Source organism: Rhodococcus sp. F64268, from assembly GCF_023015605.1.
Taxonomy (GTDB): Bacteria; Actinomycetota; Actinomycetes; order Mycobacteriales; family Mycobacteriaceae; genus Rhodococcus.
In genome coordinates, this window is sequence record NZ_JALKAI010000006.1 from 51,134 (window position 1) to 70,945 (window position 19,812).

Sequence of the window (19,812 nt, forward strand, 5' to 3'; positions counted from 1 at the left end):
CAGCGGAGTGCTACACGAGATCAGGCCGAGGGAGCGGACGCTTCCTCGGCCTTGGTCGTTCCGGACCCGGCGGCGCGTGCGCGTTCGGAATCTTCACGTCGCTTCTGTCGTTTCGCCTGGGCACGCGAGTCCTGTTCGGCGACCTGCAGATACGCGACCATGATCCGCTTGAGTTCGGCCACGGCGTCGGCGTGGGTCTGGTCGTCCTGCACCGAGAAGTTCAACATCGAGTACACGATGTGCACGAGAACCTCGGCCATGAGCTTGCGGCGCGCGCGGGGCGTGTCCGGGGTGAGGGGCGCCAGCATCCGCGCGACCTGTTCGGCGAATTCCTTCTCGTGGATGGCACCGGTGGCACGCGTCGACGGGGTGGACTGCATCGCCAGCCACACTTCGCGTCGGGATGGATCGGTGGTCCACAGACCGGCCATGTGATCGACGAAATTGTTGAGGAAGCGTAGCCAGTCGACCGACGGGATCCTGCCGTTGAAGGTGGCGAGTTCGTTCTGGACGCCGACGAGGTCCTGCCGATTCAGTTCGCAGACGATCACGTACTTGTTGGCGAAGAACTGGTAGAGGGTGCCGATGGGGACGTCGGCGCGGGAGGCGACCTCTTCGCACGTGAACGACTCGAATCCGACCTCGGTGAGCAGGTCGCGGGAGGCTGCCAGGAGCGCGTCGAACTTGCGCCGGCTGCGTTCCTGCGTCGGACGTCGTCTGGGCACGAGTTCCTGCGGCTCCGCCTGGACCTCGAGTGCGGGGTCGATCCGTTGCGGGGCGCGGCGGCCGTTCGTTGCTGACTCCACGCGCCCAGGCTAGCGGCACACTGTACGAAAGCCGAACATGAGTGTGAAAAGAGGTGCCACCAAACGCGGTGTGTCTCCCGCGGAGGGGGTTCACCGCGCGGTTCGACGGCGGAACAACGCCGTTGCCGCGACCAGTCCGACGGCGGTGAACGCCACACACCACCCGACCGCGACCACTGCCGAATTGCCGATCGGGGTTCCGGTGAGCAGGCCGCGCACCGTCTCGATGACAGGTGTCACCGGCTGGTGTTCGGCGAATCCCCGCAACCAGCCCGGCATCGTGTCCGGCGGTACGAATGCGCTGCTCACATAGGGCAGGAAAAGCAGGAAGAACGTGAAGCCGCTTGCGGCCTCCTCGTTTCCGGCGAGCATCCCCAGCGCAGCCGAGACCGCGGAGATCGCGAGGATGAACAGTGCGATGACCCCGATGGCTGCAATCCACTCGACGAGGGTGGCATCGGGCCGGAACCCCATCAGGACGGCGACGGCGAACACCACGGCGGTGCTGGCGAGGTTGCGGACCAGGCTCGCGACGACGTGGCCGGTGAGAACGGCCGAACGTGCGATGGGCATGGATCGGAACCGGTCGACGATGCCGCGCTGCATGTCGGACGCGACGGCGACTGCGGTCTGTGCAGCGCCGAACGATGCTGACAGCAGCACGATGCCCGGGACGACGTAGTTGAGATAGTCGGTGCCGGTGTTGATGGCGCCGCCGAACACATACACGAACAGCACGAGCAGCAGCACCGGAAGCGCGAGACCCATGAGCAGTGCGTCGGGGCTGCGGAGCATGCGCCTGAGATTTCTGCCGGTCACCGCCGCGTAGTCGCGGGGCAGGTAACCGAGAGTGTGGGTGGGGGAGTCGGTGAGCGTCACTGCGAGACCTTCTTTCGGTTGGCCGTGCCGGTGAGAGTGAGGAAGACGTCGTCGAGCGTGGGGGAGTGGAGGCCGAATTTCTCGACCGGAACTGCGTCGTCGGCGAGGCGGGTGAGTAGGGCGGCCACGTGGGGGAGATCGCCGTCGGTGGGGACTTCGAGAGTGAGGGTGCTCGGGTCGGTGTCGCCGCCGAGGAGCGTCGCAGCGCGAGCGAGGTCGGGTTCGGTGGTGAAGCGCAATTCCAGGTGACCGCCCGGCACCAGTGCTTTGAGCTCGTCCGGTGTGCCGTCGGCGACGATGCGTCCCGAATGCAGCACTGCCACTCGATCTGCGAGGCGATCGGCCTCTTCGAGGTACTGCGTGGTGAGAAAAACGGTGACTCCCTCGGCGGCGAGTTCGCGGATGACCTCCCACATGATGAGGCGGCTGCGGGGATCGAGACCCGTGGTGGGCTCGTCGAGGAACAGCACCTGCGGTGAAGCGACCAGGCTCATTGCGATGTCGAGCCGGCGAGCGGTGCCGCCGGAGAGGGTGCCGGCGCGCCGGTCGGCGACGTGCCCGAGATCGAATCGTTCGATCAGTTCTCGGACACGGCCGTCGATCGTCGCCGAGGGCAGGTGGGCCAGCCGCGCCGCAAGGCGAAGATTCTCGGCGCAGGTGAGGACGTCGTCGATGGCAGCGTACTGGCCGGTGAGAGCAATTCGTTCTCGCACACCTCGCGCGTGTGCGGGTAGGGCGAGCCCGGTGACTTCGACGGTGCCGGAGTCGAAGGGTAGGAGCGTCGTGAGGATCCGCACGGTTGTGGATTTTCCGGCGCCGTTCGCGCCGAGCAGGGCGAAGACGGACCCTTGTTCGACGCGGAGGTCGATGCCGTCGAGCACCGTGGTGGCCCCGAATGTCTTGCGCAGGGCCTGCACTTGGAGAGCGGCGAAGTGATCGGACATGACCCGGTCCTTAACTGTGTATGCGATATACGAATGTGTACAGGATACGCAGTTTTAGGATTGCGGCAAGACCCCGACAGACGGAGAAGCATGAGTAGTCCCGGATCAGAAGACGAGCTACCGCGCAGCGTGCGGCTGGCATGGGGTCTGAGCGACCCCGGCACCCGGGGGCCACGTCGGGGCCTGACGCTCGAGCAGGTGCTCGACGCTGCGATCGCCGTCGCGAACACCGAAGGACTCGAGGCGCTCTCGATGAGCCGCGTCGCGAAGGAACTCGGTTTCACCACGATGTCGCTCTACCGCTACGTCGACAGCAAGGATCAACTCGTCGAACTCGCGTGGGACCGCGCGATCGGGCCGCCGCCCGTGTTGCCATCCGGGGGCTCCTGGCGGGAGCGATTCGACGCCTGGGCAACAGCCGAATACCGGGGGCTGCGCGCCTACAGATGGTTGACCGAGCGTCCGATCCGAACGGCCCCGTACTGGCCCAACAACATGCGCTGGCTCGATGCCGGTCTCGGTGCCCTGTCCGAGACCCCCCTCGATGAGGAAGCGAAAGTGCAGATCACCCTGACGGTCTCGCTGTATGTCATCAGCCGAGCGCGCTTCTCGTGGGAACTCGAATCCGCCGTCATGGACGACGGGCTGGACTACCCCGCGGTGATGCCTCGCATCCTCGACCCGGAGAAGTACCCGTGGGTGCTCGCTGCGGTTGCCGCGGGAGCATTCGATGCCGACGAGGGCGACGCTCCTGAGGCATGGCACGAACAGGATTTCCGGTTCGGACTCGAGCGGCTGCTCGACGGAATCGACGTATTCATCGGACATTCGGAGGAGAAGCGATGACAGATCCGACCCGACGCATGCGCGAGCGCGTCAGCGCAGCGATGCCTGCGGCCCGTGAAGAGCTCGCGACCATGGTCGCGTTCCGCTCGGTCGCAGACCCCCGACAGTTCCCCGTCGAAGAATGTGTCGGAGCTGCAGTCCGGGTTCGTGATGCATTCGCCGAAGCGGGGATCGACCACGTCGAACTCATCGAGACCTCCGACGGATCGCTCGCGGTCGTCGGGCACACCCCCGCCCCCGCCGGAGCCCCCACCGTCCTGCTGTACAGCCACTACGACGTGCAGCCCCCGGGCAACGAAGACCTCTGGGACAGCCCGCCGTTCACGCTCACGGAACGCGATGGCCGCTGGTACGGGCGCGGCGCCGCCGATTGCAAGGGCAATATCATGATGCACCTGCTCGCGCTGCGGGCGGTCCTCGAAGACGGGCGCATCCCCGTGGGTGTACGGATCGTGATCGAAGGATCCGAGGAAATGGGCGGCGAAGGGCTCGACCATCTGGTCGAGGAGCGCCCCGAGTTGTTTCAGGCCGACCTCATCATCATCGGCGACAGTGGCAATGCCGAAGTGGGAAAGCCGACATTGACCACCACCTTGCGCGGTATCGCGAACGTCGACGTCCACATCGAGACGTTGAAGGGCGAAGTGCATTCCGGCATGTACGGAGGAGGGGCACCCGACGCGCTCGCCGCATTGGTGCACCTGCTCGCCACAATGCGCGACGCCGACGGAAACACGGTCATCGACGGTCTCGACGCCACCGCGACATGGGACGGAGTGCCGTATCCCGAGGACAGATCTCGCGCCGACGCCGGTGTGCTCGACGGAGTGACGCTGCCGATCTCAGGCTCGATCGCCGACGCCGTCTGGGCCCGGCCTGCACTGACCGTGCTCGGAATCGATGCGCCGCCGGTCGTCGGTTCTGCCGCCGCGATCGTGCCCCGCGCATCGGCGCGCCTGAACCTGCGGGTACCGCCCGGGGTCGACGCGACGGCCGCGCAGGACGCGCTCGTCGCCCACCTCGAAGCGCATGTGCCATGGGGCGCCCGCTTGCGGATCGAGCGCGAAGCCGTCGGCGAACCCTTCCGCGCCGTGACCGACGGGCCCGGATACACCGCTCTACGGTCCGCGCTCGAGGCTGCGTACGGACGTGAGGTGGGCACCGCCGGTCAAGGCGGGTCGATCCCGTTGTGCACTGCACTCCAACGCGCGGTGCCGACAGCGGAGATCGCCCTGATCGGGGTCGAGGAGCCCCGCTGCGTCATCCACGCCCCGAACGAGAGTGTCGATCCATCCGAGATCGAGAACCTCGCTGTTGCGGAAGCGGTGCTGCTGAGTTCCCTGGCCGGATAGTCAGACGGACAGATCGCGTCGCAGTTTCGCGACGTGTCCGGTCGCTCGCACGTTGTACTGCGCAACCTCGATTTTGCCTTGCTCGTCGACGAGGAAAGTCGATCGGATCACGCCGGTCACCGTCTTCCCGTACATCTTCTTCTCGCCGAAGGCACCCCATGCGGTGAGCGTGGTCTTCTCGGGGTCGGAGAGCAGTGGGAAGTTCAGCTCCTGGTTGTCGCGGAACTTCGCGAGCTTCGCGGGCTTGTCCGGGGAGATCCCGAGCACGTCGAGTCCGGCGTCGTTCAATTCCGCGAGGTTGTCGCGGAAATCGCAGGCCTGCTTCGTGCAGCCGGGCGTACTCGCGGCGGGGTAGAAGTACACGATGACCTTGCGTCCCCGGTAGTCGGACAGCGACACTTCGTTGCCGTCGGCGTCGGCAAGCCTGAAGTCGGGAGCGGTGTCGCCGGGAGTGAGTCTGCTGTTTTCCGTCATGTCCGCGACATTAGTGGACCGATTGTCCATTACCGTGGTCGCAGCACACTGCAGCGACTTTCTGGAGGATCACGTGGCTAGGGACACCGGCGACATCGAGCGGGACATCGAAAAGGCCCGCAACCAGCTCGCGAGCACGCTCGACGAACTGAGCCTCCGCGCCAACCCGAAGACCTTGGTGGCGAACACCAAGCAGAGCGTCGTCGCGAAGGTCAATCAGCCTCAGGTCAAGAAGTACGCCGCCATCGCGGTGGGTGCGGTGGTGGGACTGCTCGTATTGCGCAAGATTCTGCGCTGACCCCATTCGCTGTGCACAGTGCCCGCGTCTTCTCGGACGCGGGCACTGTGCATTCGTGCACGACAACCTTTCATCTGCCGCGCCCGTAGGTGTGACGTGCTTCACTGGATGGGTCGGGGTCCGTCCTGGTTCTAAGGAGGCGACCGTCATGAGGGGTTGTCAGCGGAGCGCACGACTGCTTCTGGCCACGATTCTCGCCACCGCCGTGTGGTTCGGCTCCGGAGCCGCCGCCGCTGCGGGAACTGTCGCCGAGGCGCCGCCAGGTGGAGTCGGTCTCGGTGTCTCGTCTGTCGAGCCCGCTACCGGGAACGTGGTGGGTGTCGCGCATCCGGTGATCGTGCGTTTCACCGCACCTGTCGCGGATCGGGCAGCGGCCGAGAACGCAGTGCAGATAATCACCGCTGCGCCCGTCGACGGGCACATCTCCTGGGTCAGCGATCGGGAGTTGCAATGGGCACCGGACGGTTTCTGGCCCGGAGGTACCGACGTCACAGTCCTGGTAGGCGGGTCGCGGACCCACTTCCAGGTCGGTGACTCGTTCATCGCGGTCGCGAATCGGTCGACGCACCAGTTCACGGTCAGTCTGAACGGCGAGGTCGTGAGGACGATGCCCACGTCGATGGGAAAACCGGGATACGAAACCCCTGTCGGCACCTTCCCGGTGCTCGAGAAGTTCCGACATCTGGTGATGGACTCGTCGACCTACGGAGTGCCCATCGACGCGCCCGAGGGGTACCGCATCGACACCGAATATGCAGTGCGGCTCACATGGGGCGGAATCTTCGTGCACGCCGCACCGTGGTCGGTGGATTCTCAGGGATACGCGAATGTCAGCCACGGCTGCATCAACCTCAGCACCGAGAACGCCGGCTGGTACTACGAGAACGTGAAACTCGGGGATCCCGTGATCATCGAAGGGTGATTCTTTCTACAGTGCTGAAAAAGCCCCACCCCGGTATCGTTCCGGAGGTGGGGCTTTTCGCTGTGCGCCATCAGGGACTCGAACCCCGAACCCGCTGATTAAGAGTCAGCTGCTCTGCCAATTGAGCTAATGGCGCTTGGTGTTTCTGTCTCCGGGCCGTTGTCCCGGCGACGAAGAGAAGATTACACACCTCAGAAGATCGCGCCAAATCGCCTGGTCAGGGGCCTTTCGCGGCGCTGGCGCTGTAACGGACGGCGCGGTGGGGGCGATTCGGTATTCGAACGTTATCGACGTCGGGGGGCGTCGTAGAGCCTGCTCGAAATGTGGGCTGGCAAGATTGTTTTCACATGGGTTACCTGCAGTTTTGGTGTCTGTGGGGAGGCGGAGCGGAGAGTGGCAGTGCAACAAGAACAAGTGACGAGTCCGCGTCGGCGGCGGACCGGGGCGGTACTGGGGTTGATGGTCGTCGGGCTTATGGCCTTCGTCACTGCCTGCTCGCCTGGATCGGGTGGCGGGGCCGACGAAGTGCCGATCGACTCGAACCCACTCGCCGCACTCATCAAACCGACCGTGTCGGCCAGCGTGGAAGACGGCGGCGTCGGTTTCTCTCCGATCGACCCGGTCACGGTGTCGGTGGTCAACGGCAAGCTCGAATCGGTGACCCTCCTCACCCCGGAGGGAGAGCCGGTCTCCGGTGCGATCGAGGACGATGCGACCTGGGTGAACACCGAGCCGCTCGGGTACAACCGCCAGTACGTTCTCGAAGCCGTCGCTTACGGGCTCGGAGGTGCGACCACCTCGAGCCTGTCGTTCACGACATCGTCTCCGTCGAATCTCACCCAGCCGTACGTGATGCCCGGTGAAGGTTCTGTCGTCGGTATCGGTCAGCCGGTTGCGGTGCAGTTCGACGAGAACATCCCGAATCGCCTCGCTGCCGAGGAAGCGATCACCGTCACGACGAACCCGCCGGTGGAGGGTGCGTTCTACTGGGTCAACAACCGCGAAGTGCGGTGGCGGCCGGAGCACTACTGGACGCCGGGCACCACCGTTTCGGTCGATGTGAAGGCTTACGGCAAGGATCTGGGCGACGGCCTGTTCGGCCAGTCCGATGTCGCGACCTCGTTCACGATCGGCGACTCGGTGATCATCAGGGTCGACGACAACACCAAACAGGTGGTCGTCAACCGCAACGGTGCCGATGTGATCACGATGCCGACTTCGATGGGGAAGAACGACACACCCACCCCCAACGGCATCTACACGATCGGCGACCGGTTCGATCACATGATCATGGACTCGTCGACGTACGGAGTGGCCGTTGACTCGTCTGAGGGGTACCGCACACCGGTCGACTGGGCCACCCGCATGTCCTACAGCGGTATCTTCTTCCACTCGGCTCCATGGTCACTCGGCGACCAGGGGTACCGCAACACCAGCCACGGGTGCCTGAACCTGAGTCCCGCGAACGCCAAGTGGATCTTCGACAACACCAAACGCGGCGATATCGTCATCGTGAGCAACACCGTTGGTGGGGTGCTGTCCGGCACCGATGGGCTCGGCGACTGGAACATTCCGTGGGCCACCTGGAAAGCCGGCAACGCGAATGCATAGCCGGTGACCGGCATTCGAACGTGGCTCAGCGCTGTTGCGGCGCTGGGCCTCGTTGTTCCTCAGCTGATCGGGTCGCACATTGCGACCGCCGCACCCGCTGGGCCGGAACCCGGCGCACTCGTGTCGGTCGGATCGCTTCCGGCCGAACTTTCCCTTCCCGGCGTCGCCGTCGCCGAGAAGATCGAGTACCGCACCCAATGGCGTTCGGGTGAGCCCACCGTCGCCACGGGCGCGCTGTTCGTGCCGGAAGGCGACGCTCCCGACAGTGGCTGGCCTGTCGTCGCCTGGGCGCACGGGACCACCGGTGTCGGTGACGACTGTTCGCTGACGACCCGTACCCCCCGCTCCGATGTCGAGAAGATGTATCTCGGCCACTGGCTCGACCAGGGTTACGCGGTGGTGGCGGCCGACTATCCAGGGCTCGGTTCGGAGGGCCTCCACCGGTACCTCGATGGCAAGAGTGCCGCGAACAGTGTCGTCGACAGTGTTCGCGCCGCCCGCGCAGCCGATCCGTCCCTGTCCGACAGTTGGGTGGTGATCGGACATTCGCAGGGTGGTCACGCGGCCCTGCACACCGCCCACATCGCGACCTCCCGGGCGCCGGAACTCGACTTCCGGGGCACCGTGGCCACCGGGGCGCCTGCCAATCTCGAGTCGGCGTTCACCCTCGGAGTTCCCGGGTTCCCGGATCCTGGTCTGTGGGGGCTGGTGTCGTTCAGTGGGTACTTGTTCTCGGGAGTGCGCGACGCTTATCCCGATGTCGACATCGACAGCTACTTCACTCCGGCCGGTCAGGAAATCCTCGATCAGGCGGAGGTGCTCTGCTACGACGATCTGGACGCGGTCGCGCAATCGGTGAGCATCGGTGACCTGCCGGCGCGTCCGATGTTCGAAGGAGAGTTGCCCGCAGTCCTCGCCGACTATCTGGCGGTCCCCACCGACGGCTACGACCGCCCGATCTTCCTCGGCCACGGCATACACGATGTGATGGTGCCGATCCCGTTGTCGGCGAAACTGGCCTCGGACATGACGGCGTCGGGTACGGATGTGGATTATCGCGTCTATATGGCGGGGCACTTCACGGCCATCGAACGGTCGATGCCTGATACGACGCCGTTCGTCGCAGGACTCTTCGCGCAGTAGAAAAGAGGGCCGAAGGAAAGAACCCCGACCGGAATCCGGTCGGGGTTCTTCTTGAGGGGTGAGTGACGGGACTCGAACCCGCGACAGCCAGGATCACAACCTGGTGCTCTACCAACTGAACTACACTCACCATCGCAATCGCGAACGGTCTTCGACCGCGTGCGCTTGCGGTACAGATACTAGCGTGACTTTGCCGGAAACACCGAATCGCCTGGTCAGGCGGGTCCGAGATCCTTCACGACGGCGATGAGCTCTGCGGACGTCGGTCCGGGCTCAGGGACGAACGCGGTACGCCGGTAGTAGCGCAGTTCGCGGATCGATTCCTTGATGTCGGCCAGTGCGCGGTGCGAGAGCCCCTTCTCGGGCTGGCCGAAGTAGATCCGCGGGAACCAGCGTCGTGTCAGCTCCTTGATCGAGCTGACATCCACCATCCGGTAGTGGAGGAAGCCGTCCAACTCGGGCATGTCCCGTGCGATGAAGGTGCGATCGGTTCCGATCGAGTTACCTGCCAGCGGTGCGGTGCCCGGCTCCGCGACGTGCTCCCGGATGTAGTCGAGCACAAGTTTCTCTGCCTCGGCAAGACTGACCGTCGAGCGGCGCACCTCCTCCGTGAGTCCGGACTTCGCATGCATCTGCTGCACCACGTCCGGCATGGAGGCGAGCGCGTCGTCGTCGGCGTGGATGACGATGTCCACTCCGTCGCCCAGCACATTGAGGTCGCTATCGGTGACCAGCGCGGCAATCTCGATCAGCTTGTCGCTGCCGATCCGCAGCCCGGTCATCTCACAATCGATCCATACGAGTTTGTCCTGCACGACTCACAGAGTAGCGAGGCGGAGGAACGGCTAAGGTCGTCGGTGGGGTGCGCCGAGGTCTGTCACACATCGATAGGGGATATCGGATGGCCGAAACTTCGCGTCCGAGCACAACGATCGCCGATGGTTATGCCGTCATCGGAGAAGCACTGGAATTGGGTGCTGTAGTGCACGACGGTGCGGTCGATCCGGCAGCCCACGTGCGGATACCGTTGGCAACCTTGAATCGGCACGGTCTGGTTGCCGGCGCCACGGGCACCGGCAAGACGAAGACCCTGCAACTCATTGCCGAACAGCTCTCGTCTGCGGGTGTGCCTGTCGTGATTGCCGACGTCAAGGGCGACCTGTCGGGGCTGTCTGCGGCAGGGGAGACGAGTGATGTGCTCGCCGGCCGTGCGGTGGACACGGGCGACGACGGGTGGAACCCGACCGGTTTTCCGGTGCGGTTCTTTTCACTGGGAACCGAGGGTGTGGGGATCCCGGTTCGCGCGACCGTCACCGCGTTCGGTCCGATCTTGCTGAGCAAGGTGCTCGACCTGAACGCGACCCAGGAATCCACGCTCGGACTGATCTTCTATTGGGCAGACAAGAACGGTCTCGCTCTGCTCGACCTGAAGGATCTGCGCCAGACCATCGCACACCTGACGAGCGACGAGGGGAAGGCGGAACTTCAGGGGATCGGCGGGGTCTCCAAGGCGACTGCCGGCGTGATCCTGCGCGCGATAGTCAACCTGGAGGCTGCTGGCGGCGACACGTTCTTCGGGGAGCCCGAACTCGAAACCGAGGACCTGCTCGATGTCGTCGGTGGGCAGGGGGTACTCAATCTGATCGAGCTCGGTGATCAGGCGATGCGTCCGCGCTTGTTCTCCACTTTCCTGATGTGGCTGCTGGCAGATCTGTTCCAAGCACTGCCGGAAGTCGGCGACCTCGACAAACCGAAACTGGTATTCGTATTGGACGAGGCCCACCTGCTGTTCGCGGATGCCTCCGACGCGTTCCTCCAGCAGGTCGAGCAAACGGTGAAGCTGATCAGGTCGAAGGGTGTCGGCGTGATCTTCTGCACCCAGCTGCCCACCGATATTCCGAACGCGGTGCTCTCGCAACTCGGCGCGCGGGTGCAGCATGCGCTGCGCGCATTCACCCCCGATGACCAGAAAGCACTGGCGAAGACGGCCCGTACGTACCCGATGACGGAGTTCTACGACCTCGAGGAAGTGCTTACGACGTTGGGGACGGGTGAGGCTGTTGTCACGGTGCTGTCCGAGATGGGAGCCCCGACGCCCGTTGCGTGGACGCGTATCCGCCCGCCTCGATCGCTGATGGACACGGTCGGTGAGAACGCCATGCGGGCGGCGGCGCAGGCGAGCCCGATGTACGGGAAGTACGGCCGCACCATCGATCGCGAGTCGGCGTACGAGAAGCTCACCGCGACAGTGGCGGGCGCACCGAACAACGATCCGGATTTCGAGGCGCCACCTGTTCCGGACTACGCCGCAGAGCAGGCACCCGCCGCACCGCCCGACGAGGGACCGTCCATCGTCGAGCAGGTGCTCGGTAGCAGTGCGGTGAAGGGGTTTCTGCGGTCGGCAGCGTCGGCGGCGGGCCGGGAGATCTCACGGAGCATCTTCGGGACCGGCAGGCGCCGCCGACGCTAGACGCTAGACGTTCGCGGTGACGCGCGCCTCGGCAGAGCGGAGCGTGCCCGGGATGCGTAGACGCTCGGTTCGAGGGGCCACGACCTTGTCTTCGGGTTCGTCCTTTTTCTCGGCTTCGAAATCATTGCGCAGGAAGGATTCTCGGGAATCGTCGAGGATCTCCAGCCACGGTGCGGGGAGCGGCGGTGCGGTGGTTCCGGTGAGGGTGGACGTATAGCTACGGTTGCGGTAGCCCATGATGTCGGCCTTCTTGTCCTTCTTCCACTGCTTGAACACCTCACCCTGGCGCTCGACGTGGAACTCGGGATAGTCGGTCGCATCGACGAGATCCCGGATGTACGCGGCCTGGAAGTCGATGTCCTCGATCGGGTTGCTCAGAGCCTCTTCGCGGGTTCGCCACGACTCGATATCTGCGTCGCGACTGTCGAAGTCGGGCAACGCGATCCGGCCGAGCATCACGTCGCGGGCGTACCACGCCTGCGCGTCGAACATGTTGAACGTGAAGTACTGGTCCTGCATGCCGAGGTACATCAGGCGCGGGTTGTTCTGGAAGAAGATGCCCTTGTAGATGTTTCGCGGGTACAGCCGGTTGTTGGTACGCAGTCGCAGCTCGTCGGGCAGGAACGGGAAGTGGTGCTGGTAGCCGGTGCAGAGCACGATGGCGTCGACCTCGCGGGTGCTGCCGTCCTTGAAATGTGCTGTGCTGCCGTCGACATGCGTGAGCAGTGGCACTTCGGAGAACGCATCGGGCCAGTCATGTCCCATCGGCGCGGAGCGGTAACTGAAGGTGACCTGCTTTGCACCGTACTTGTAGCACTGCGTTCCGATGTCCTCGGCCGAGTAACTGCTGCCGACGAGAAGCAGTCGCTTGCCTGCGAACTCGGCGGCGTCACGGAAATCGTGCGCGTGCAGGACGCGCCCGGGGAACCGGTCGAGGCCCTCGAATTCGGGCACGTTCGGAGTGGAGAAGTGCCCGGTGGCGACGACCACGTAGTCGAATTCGTCGGATTCGAGTTCGCCCTTGTCGTGGTCCATCACGGTAACGGTGAACTTCTTGGTCTGTTCGGAGTAGTCGACCCACCGCACCGCTGTGTTGAACCGGACGTACTTGCGCACATCGCTTTTCTCTACCCGACCCATGATGTAGTCGAGGAGGACCGCGCGCGGCGGGTACGAAGGGATGGGTCGTCCGAAATGCTCCTCGAAGGAGTAGTCGGCGAACTCGAGGCATTCCTTGGGGCCGTTGGACCACAGGTACCGGTACATGCTCGCGTGAACCGGTTCGCCGTGTGCATCGAGGCCGGTGCGCCACGTGTAGTTCCACATTCCGCCCCAGTCTGCCTGCTTCTCGAAGCACACGATGTCGGGGACGTCGTCGAGACCGGCTTTCCGTGCTGCCTCGAAGGCGCGCAGCTGCGCGAGCCCACTCGGTCCTGCTCCAAGAATTGCGATCTTCGGCGACAAAGTACTACTCCTGTGTTTGTGAAAATTTTCCGTAACTACTTGTTAACACAGGTATCGATTTGTGGGAATTTGCGCGACTCATGCCAACTGCACCCTGGTCGACAGGGAAACAGCAGATGGGAGTAGGTGAGGCGAAGCGGAAAGAGCACCCTCGGGAAGTGAGGGGGATCACTGTAATGCGCCAGGACCGGCATCCGATGCGAGATGCGCCGGACGCCGGTCGGGGACATGTGCGAGGCGTCAGCCTCCGAGCTTCTTGTAGAACGCGCCGGCGATAGGGGCGGAGATGGACCGGGGAGCAAACTGTCCCGCGGCCGACATCGCCTTCGAGATCACGCCGGGAACGATGCGCATGCGGTTCTGTGCGAGTGCGTCCAACGACACCTTCGCGGTGTGTTCACTCGAAATCCACAGGAAGTCGGGAACGATCCGATCGACGATCGACGCCTCGGACGGATCCGGAACCTCGGTGCGCACAGGTCCGGGAGCCAGCAGCGTGACATGCACGCCGCTGCCCTTGAGTTCCCCGCGAAGCGATTCGGAGAAGGTGTTCACGAACGCCTTGGTCGCGGCGTAGGTCGCGTTGTTGGGGATTGCCATGTTGCCTGCCGCAGACCCGACCATCAGGATCGCGCCCGACTTGCGCTCCACCATCCCGGGAAGAACCGCGAGAGTCAGATCATGCACCGCAACCGCATTGAGTTCGACCTGCGCCCGCTCATAGGACGGATCCAGCTCGGCCACAGCACCGAACGTGGCGATACCCGCGTTGTTGCACAGAATGCTGATCCGTCGCGAGGACAACTCGTCGACGAGATCGGTACGGGCCTCGGGGGCGGACAGGTCGCATGCGCGCACGTCGACTTCGACGCCGTGTGCGGACCTGAGCTCGGTCGCGAGCTCCTCCATGACGTCGCCACGTCGCGCGACGAGGATCAGTGAATGCCCGCGCGCCGCGAGCTCGGTGGCCAGCGCCTCGCCGATACCGGAGGAGGCTCCGGTGACAACGGCACGGGCATCGGGGTGGGGGTTCGGCAGAGTCACGGCGTTCAGCCTAGCCGGGCAGCGGCACTCGTTCGAACGGCCGACCCCCGTGCCGGTCACGCGTTCTTCTTGTCTTTCTTGACCTGACGGCGCGCACCCGCGGCGATCGTCGATGCTTCGTATTTCTTGCGGCCGGACGAATCGCGGGTGGAATCGACGCGTGACTTTCCCTCCGATTTCACCTTGCCTTTGCCCTTGCCACCTGCGCCGTCCGACGACACCGGGGAATCACTCCGGGCGAGCGCCAGCCGCTCTTCTTTGAGCTGCTGGGCAGACTGGCGTGCCACCTTGGCCAGCCGACGGCTGACCCGCGCAAGGGCGTCCTCGAACAACTCGGCCTTACCGGCATTGCGCGTGTTCGCTGCGCGACCCGAGGCGCGGGACTTCTTCTCACCGACCTTGTCTGCGCCGCTTCTGCGGTAGAGCTTGACGTACTTGTTGCGCGCCCGGCGGGTCCGAGTGTGCAGGTCGATGAGGTCGTCTTCGGCGAGTTCGGCAATCTGCGACTTCTTCGTTTCCCGGATGAGGACGAATTCGTCCTCGGACAGCGTGTTCGGAAGCTTTGCCATCTTCGATTCCCATCGTCGCGATAATTCGCTGCTACGCAGCAGACTATCGGAATGGGCAGGTCGGCGACCGGTCTTCTGGTCCGAGAAAGCAGGTCTTGTCCGATCTCGGATTCCGGTCGAACGAGAACGGGGTCGGTCGCCCCCGACGTCGACCGACCCCGCACCCAGAGACCCGATCCGGAGTGACACCTATCCCGTTGCGTACTCGACGACGGGGTCGCCGGGGGTGTCGGTGGTGGTGTACGACGGCCCCATGTACTCCTGGATCCCGCCCCGGACCTGGTTGATACGCGCCCCGCCTGCCCCAGCGTGGTCATCGGCCGAGAAGCGGAACGGGACGAGGTTCGGTCCGTCGAACCCGTTCTCGGTGATCGCGGCGACGATCGATTCGCGGGTCGGGTTCTCACCGGCAGCTTCGAGCGCCTGCACGAACAGATGCGCCATCGACATTCCGTAGACGATGTTGCCGTCGAACTCGGCCCCGCCGTTGTACTTGTCGTTGATCTCCCGGAACAGGGTGGTCCACTCGTCGTCTTCACTGAAGTGCGACGGCAGATAGTTGGTGCTCAGCAGGCCTTCCGCGAGGGGAGCGGCCTCACCGAGCGTCTTGGACAATGTCACGAGGTCACCGCCGACCGACGCGGTGGTCCACTGCGGAGCGAACCCCAGACGACCCGCGGTGCCGATCGCCAGCGCGGTGAATCCGGGGATCGTGGCGAGCATGACCACCTCGCATCCCGCGGCCTGAAGGGCTCCGATCTGGGGTGCGACGTTGGTGTTGCTCGTGGAGTAGGTCTGGCGTTCGACGACGTTCTCGGCACCGACGATCTGCTCGACCCCGTCGAGGTAGTCGGCTCCGAAGTCGTCGTCCTGGCCGAACGTGCAGATCTTCTTGTCGGGAAGGTTCTTGTCGACGTAGTCGGTCATGACCTTCGCTTCGACCGTGTAGTCGGCGTTGTATCCGAAGGTCAGCGGGTACTTGTCGGGCTGGTTCCAGGTCCGCGACCCGGACGCGACGAAAAGGTCGGGCACGCCGTTGGTGTCGAGGAAATCGAGAACGCCCGAGTGTGTGGGTGTGCCCAGTCCGCCCAGGATCGCGAAGACCTGGTCCTGCAGCACCAGTTCGCGCACCACCTGCTGGGTGTTCGCCGGGTTGTAGCCGTCGTCGAGCACCTTGTATTCGATGGTGCGTCCGTGCACACCTCCCTGCTCGTTGACGTGGTCGAAGTACGCCTGGGTTGCGGCCGGGATCTTCGAGTAGCCGGCCGCAGCGGGCCCGGTCATCGGCATGTGGGTGCCGATGAGCACCGACGTGTCGGTGATACCGGTGGTGTCACCCTCGCCTGCGGAGCCGCCCGTCGCGCTGGTGCCGCTGCCGCATCCGGCTGCGGTGAGAGCCGCGGTCGCCGCGAGTGCGACGATCGGGATCAAGTGTCGCCGGGATCTGATCATCGGTGTGCCTCAGCTTTCGGTGTGGTGGAGACGGGAACGGGCGCGGGAACCGAACCCGATCGGTGGCGCGGGGCGCGCCCGCGCGGTGACACGGCGTGCACAGCGCGTGAGAGCAGACCCTGAAGGCCTGCGGGAGCTACGAGAACGACGGCGATCACGGCAAGGCCGAACAGTGCGATCGCGAGATTGCCGTCGAGGCGCTCGGCCAGCGCCGGCGACATGTGCAGAGAATCGGTGACTGCCGCAACGAGTGCGGGCAGCACGACGAGCAGCACCGCACCCCACACCGCGCCGAGCAGGGAACCGAGGCCGCCGATGACCACGCCCATCAGCAGGAACAGGGAGAACGTCACACCGAATGCACCGGGCGACGCGCTCTGCGTCACCATCGCCAGAACGCCGCCGCCGAGTCCCGCGGCTCCGGAGCTCGCCACGAAGGTGGCGATCTTGGTGCGGGTGACGTCGATTCCGGAGAGTCGGGCGGCGATCTCGTCGTCGCGCACAGCCTGCATCCGTCGCCCGAATTCGCCGGAGGTCAGGTTGGACAGCGCGAGGACGGTCACTGCCGCAGCGAGAACCGCGATGGTGGCATGCCACTGTTCGACGGTGAACAAGGCGGCGATCCCACTCGGTGGGCCTTCGACGTACGCCCACAGTCCCTGATCTCCGCCGAGCAGACCCGAGAACGTGGTGGTGATCGACGGGATCGCGACGACGAGGGCGAGGGTGAGACCAGCGAGATACGGGCCGTGCAACCGTGCGGCGGCCGCACCGACGATCACTCCCACGACCGAGGTGAGGACGACCGCGGCGGCCAGGGGGACGAGCAGTACGGCGATCCCGGTGGCGCCCGCATCGCCCATACTGTTGGCGGTGAGTGCGAATGTGTAAGCGCCGCATGCCATCAGCGCTCCGTGGCCGAGGGAGAGCTGACCGTTGCGCCCGATGAGTACCGTCAATCCCGCTGTGGCACACACGTACGCGGCGATCGTGGCCAGTTGGTAGTTGCGGAACGGCGGTAGGACGAAGACCGCGACGATCACCACTGCGGTCGCGCCGACGATCAATGCCGTGCGGGTCACGGATGTGGCGAGTTGTGTCGACGACATGTCAGACCTGCCTTGTCGCTGTGCCGGAGAAGATGCCCTGGGGTCGGATCAGGAGGACTCCGAGCAACGCCAGGAGCACGGCGAGGGGCGCGATGCTCCCGCTGAGGTATCCGCTGACGTAGCCGAGCAGCAGGCCGGTGACCAGGCCACCGATGACTGCGCCGACCGGGCTGTCGAGTCCGCCGATCACCGCTGCCGTGAACGCGAAGATGAACACGAGGTCGACGGCGTGTGGGTTGAGTCCGAGTTCGGTGGGGACGACCAGCAGAGCCGCCAGGGCTCCGACGGCGCCGGCCAGGGCCCAGCCGAGGGTGAGCATCGCCGAGACCTTCACACCCAGCAGCCGCGACACGTCCGGTGCGAACGCGGAGGCGCGCATCTTCAGGCCGGTGTCGGTCCGTGTGAACAGGTACGCCAACGCGAGGACCACGATGCCGACCGTGATGAACACGAACAGGTCGTAGGGGGAGAGCACGGCGACGTCGCCGAACCGGAACGGTTCGCGGCTGAACGGCAGTTGCATCGGACGGAAGTCGTTGCCGTAGATCATGCCGAGCACTGCATGCAGCACCATCACCACACCGAGCGCAACGATGACGGCGGCCAAGGGGCGGTTGGTGTCGAGGCGGCGCATGAGCACCCGTTCGACGAGCCCGCCGAGGACGAATCCGCCTGCGATGGCGGCGATGAGGCCGTACCAATACGACCCCGTCGCGGAGGTGACCGAGTATGCGATGTAGGTCGTGGCTGCTGCCATCGCACCCTGCGCAAAGTTGATCACCCGGGTCCCGCGCCAGATGAGGACGAGCGCGAGGGCGAACGCAGCGAAGACGGCTCCGCGGGCGAGACCATCGACGGTGAGAAACAGGAATCTGTCCATGGTGTCTCCTCAGAAACCCAGGTATGCGGTGCGGAACTCGGGGTCGTGCGCGAGTTCCGCGGCGGATGTGGCGACCGTGACGCGCCCCAGTGACAGCACGATCGCCTGATCGGCGACGGGGAGAGCGCTGTGGACGTTCTGCTCGACGAGTACGACCGTGAGTCCGGTGCGGTCGCGCAGGTCGCGCAGGGTGGTCATGATCAGGTCCACGATGCGCGGGGCGAGGCCGAGTGAGGGTTCGTCGAGCAGGAGCAACGTCGGTCGTGCGACGAGTGCGCGGCCGATCGCGAGCATCTGTCGTTCCCCGCCGGAGAGTTGGTGCCCCGAGCTGTCGCGGCGCCGGGAGAGCGGCTCGAACATCTCGTACATCTCGGCGACTGCGCGGGCGGCGTCGGCGCGGTCCTTTCGCCACAGGCCGCCGAGCCGGAGATTCTCGTCGACGGTGAGTTCGCCGATCACGCCGCGTCCTTCGGGTACGTGGGCTACACCGTGGTGCACGAGCTTCTCGGTGGGTACCCCGACCAGAGACGTGCCTGAGACACTGATCGTGCCTTGGATGGCAGGGAGTGACCCGGAGAGTGCGCGCAGCAGTGTCGTCTTGCCTGCGCCGTTGGGACCCACCACAGCAGCGATCGTGCCTGCGGGTACCTCGAAGCAGACGTCGTGGAGGACTGGCACGGGACCGTAACCTGCCGTGAGGTTTTCGACCTGGAGCAGTGGAGTGCTCATGAAGCCTCCCGGTCGCCGAGGTACGCCTGGGCAACCACGGGATCGGCTTTGATCTCGTCGGGTGTGCCTTGCGAGATCACCCGGCCGAAGTCGAGGACCGCTATGTGGTCGCACACCGACATGATCAGGTCGACGTTGTGCTCGACGAGCATGACGGAGACGACGCTGTCTGCGCGCTGCGGCAGAGCTCTGATGAGTTCACGCAGGTCGTCGATATCGGTCTGGTCGAGTCCGCCGGCGGGTTCGTCCAGAAGTAGGAGGGTGGGGTCGGAGATGAGTGCGCGCGCGATCGCGACCTTCTTTGCGACCGGATAGGGAAGCGCAGGCGGGAGGGTATGTGCGTAGCTGCCGATGCCGAGTTCGTCGAGCAGGTTCGAGGCGTCGGCGACGGCCTGTCGATTGCGGTGGGCTGCGGGGGGTAGTCCGAGCATGCCGGCGACGAACGGCGAACGATGTCGCCCGGAGGCGCCTGCGGCGACGTTCTCGACGGCGGTGAGTCCGGCGAACAGGCCGAGGCCCTGCAGGGTCCGGGAGACGCCTCGGGCGGCGAGTCGGTGTGGGACGGGAGTGAACGGCTTCCCGTCGAGCGACATGGTGCCGTCGCCGGGGCGGATGAACCCGCAGATGACGTTGAACAATGTGGTCTTGCCTGCGCCGTTCGGCCCCATGATCCCGACGACGGATCCGGCGGGGACCTGCAGGGAGACGTCGTCGAGGGCGACGATACCTCCGAAGCGAACTCCGATACCGGCCAGTTCGAGGCGCGCGGTATCGGCACTGTCGGTGCGAGAAAGAGTCTGTAGCTGCACTTGCGATGCAC

20 protein-coding genes and 2 tRNA genes are annotated in these 19,812 nt (G+C 65.0%); 7 read left to right on the top strand and 15 right to left on the bottom strand.

Annotated elements, in window-relative coordinates; all coding sequences use genetic code 11:
• Positions 1-20 precede the first annotated feature (20 nt).
• The 3 genes from MWU77_RS16215 to MWU77_RS16225 form a co-directional block, all read right to left on the bottom strand.
• Positions 21-806 (bottom strand): TetR family transcriptional regulator, encoded by a 786-nt coding sequence (locus MWU77_RS16215; RefSeq protein ID WP_169688517.1) that lies wholly within the window; start codon positions 804-806, stop codon positions 21-23.
• Between the two features lie 90 nt (positions 807-896).
• Positions 897-1,685: an ABC transporter permease gene (locus MWU77_RS16220; RefSeq protein WP_374229889.1), complete on the bottom strand. Its 789-nt coding sequence runs from the start codon at positions 1,683-1,685 to the stop codon at positions 897-899.
• The gene (locus tag MWU77_RS16225; RefSeq protein ID WP_247274235.1) at positions 1,682-2,629 is read right to left on the bottom strand and encodes an ATP-binding cassette domain-containing protein; all 948 of its coding nucleotides are present in this window, start codon (positions 2,627-2,629) and stop codon (positions 1,682-1,684) included. Before MWU77_RS16225 ends, MWU77_RS16220 begins: the two co-directional genes overlap by 4 nt.
• A 90-nt stretch (positions 2,630-2,719) precedes the next feature.
• Here MWU77_RS16225 and MWU77_RS16230 point away from each other — a divergent pair, with 90 nt between their 5' ends.
• Both MWU77_RS16230 and MWU77_RS16235 read left to right on the top strand, forming a co-directional pair.
• The gene (locus MWU77_RS16230) at positions 2,720-3,475 is read left to right on the top strand and encodes a TetR/AcrR family transcriptional regulator (protein ID WP_169688519.1); all 756 of its coding nucleotides are present in this window, start codon (positions 2,720-2,722) and stop codon (positions 3,473-3,475) included.
• Complete coding sequence (locus MWU77_RS16235) at positions 3,472-4,827, top strand: dipeptidase (RefSeq protein WP_247274236.1); 1,356 nt, start codon at positions 3,472-3,474, stop codon at positions 4,825-4,827. Before MWU77_RS16230 ends, MWU77_RS16235 begins: the two co-directional genes overlap by 4 nt.
• On the opposite strand, the gene bcp is transcribed toward MWU77_RS16235, so the two are convergent.
• On the bottom strand, positions 4,828-5,301 hold the full coding sequence (gene bcp / locus MWU77_RS16240) for a thioredoxin-dependent thiol peroxidase (protein WP_169688521.1): 474 nt from the start codon (positions 5,299-5,301) through the stop codon (positions 4,828-4,830).
• Positions 5,302-5,374: 73 nt separating this feature from the next.
• On the opposite strand from bcp, the gene MWU77_RS16245 reads away from it, so the two are divergent.
• The gene (locus tag MWU77_RS16245; protein WP_169688522.1) at positions 5,375-5,599 is read left to right on the top strand and encodes a DUF3618 domain-containing protein; all 225 of its coding nucleotides are present in this window, start codon (positions 5,375-5,377) and stop codon (positions 5,597-5,599) included.
• A 148-nt stretch (positions 5,600-5,747) separates the two neighbouring features.
• Positions 5,748-6,521 carry a L,D-transpeptidase family protein gene (locus MWU77_RS16250; RefSeq protein WP_247274237.1) on the top strand — a complete coding sequence of 258 codons (774 nt, stop codon included), beginning with the start codon at positions 5,748-5,750 and terminating at the stop codon, positions 6,519-6,521.
• A gap of 63 nt (positions 6,522-6,584) precedes the next feature.
• Here the strand turns inward: MWU77_RS16250 and MWU77_RS16255 are convergent.
• Positions 6,585-6,657 (bottom strand) — tRNA-Lys (locus MWU77_RS16255).
• Between the two features lie 338 nt (positions 6,658-6,995).
• Here MWU77_RS16255 and MWU77_RS16260 point away from each other — a divergent pair.
• Positions 6,996-8,132, top strand: coding sequence for an Ig-like domain-containing protein (locus tag MWU77_RS16260; protein WP_240959348.1), 1,137 nt, complete (start codon positions 6,996-6,998; stop codon positions 8,130-8,132).
• Between the two features lie 3 nt (positions 8,133-8,135).
• Positions 8,136-9,275: a lipase family protein gene (locus MWU77_RS16265; protein WP_169688524.1), complete on the top strand. Its 1,140-nt coding sequence runs from the start codon at positions 8,136-8,138 to the stop codon at positions 9,273-9,275.
• Positions 9,276-9,332: 57 nt separating this feature from the next.
• Here MWU77_RS16265 and MWU77_RS16270 read toward each other — a convergent pair.
• A tRNA-His gene (locus tag MWU77_RS16270) sits at positions 9,333-9,405 on the bottom strand.
• Positions 9,406-9,490: 85 nt separating this feature from the next.
• Positions 9,491-10,090: an oligoribonuclease gene (gene orn, locus MWU77_RS16275; protein WP_169688525.1), complete on the bottom strand. Its 600-nt coding sequence runs from the start codon at positions 10,088-10,090 to the stop codon at positions 9,491-9,493.
• An 86-nt stretch (positions 10,091-10,176) separates the two neighbouring features.
• On the opposite strand from orn, the gene MWU77_RS16280 reads away from it, so the two are divergent.
• The gene (locus tag MWU77_RS16280) at positions 10,177-11,745 is read left to right on the top strand and encodes a helicase HerA-like domain-containing protein (RefSeq protein ID WP_169688526.1); all 1,569 of its coding nucleotides are present in this window, start codon (positions 10,177-10,179) and stop codon (positions 11,743-11,745) included.
• Positions 11,746-11,748: 3 nt separating this feature from the next.
• Here the strand turns inward: MWU77_RS16280 and MWU77_RS16285 are convergent, their stop codons facing one another.
• The 8 genes from MWU77_RS16285 to MWU77_RS16320 form a co-directional block, all read right to left on the bottom strand.
• A complete protein-coding gene (locus MWU77_RS16285) occupies positions 11,749-13,209 on the bottom strand; it encodes an NAD(P)/FAD-dependent oxidoreductase (protein WP_169688527.1) in 1,461 nt (486 codons plus the stop codon).
• Between the two features lie 240 nt (positions 13,210-13,449).
• Positions 13,450-14,253, bottom strand: a complete 804-nt coding sequence (cmrA, locus tag MWU77_RS16290) for a mycolate reductase (protein ID WP_169688528.1) — start codon at positions 14,251-14,253, stop codon at positions 13,450-13,452.
• Positions 14,254-14,309: 56 nt separating this feature from the next.
• Positions 14,310-14,822, bottom strand: a complete 513-nt coding sequence (locus MWU77_RS16295) for a hypothetical protein (RefSeq protein ID WP_247274238.1) — start codon at positions 14,820-14,822, stop codon at positions 14,310-14,312.
• Positions 14,823-15,011: 189 nt separating this feature from the next.
• Entirely contained in the window at positions 15,012-16,274 is a 1,263-nt protein-coding gene (locus MWU77_RS16300; protein ID WP_169688530.1) for an ABC transporter substrate-binding protein, read from the bottom strand.
• Positions 16,271-17,383, bottom strand: a complete 1,113-nt coding sequence (locus MWU77_RS16305; protein ID WP_247274239.1) for a branched-chain amino acid ABC transporter permease — start codon at positions 17,381-17,383, stop codon at positions 16,271-16,273. The genes MWU77_RS16300 and MWU77_RS16305 overlap by 4 nt, the downstream gene beginning before the upstream one ends.
• A gap of 1 nt (position 17,384) precedes the next feature.
• On the bottom strand, positions 17,385-18,263 hold the full coding sequence (locus MWU77_RS16310; RefSeq protein ID WP_169688532.1) for a branched-chain amino acid ABC transporter permease: 879 nt from the start codon (positions 18,261-18,263) through the stop codon (positions 17,385-17,387).
• Positions 18,264-18,272: 9 nt separating this feature from the next.
• A complete protein-coding gene (locus MWU77_RS16315) occupies positions 18,273-18,992 on the bottom strand; it encodes an ABC transporter ATP-binding protein (protein WP_169688533.1) in 720 nt (239 codons plus the stop codon).
• Complete coding sequence (locus MWU77_RS16320) at positions 18,989-19,801, bottom strand: ABC transporter ATP-binding protein (RefSeq protein ID WP_169688534.1); 813 nt, start codon at positions 19,799-19,801, stop codon at positions 18,989-18,991. The genes MWU77_RS16315 and MWU77_RS16320 overlap by 4 nt, the downstream gene beginning before the upstream one ends.
• Positions 19,802-19,812 lie beyond the last annotated feature (11 nt).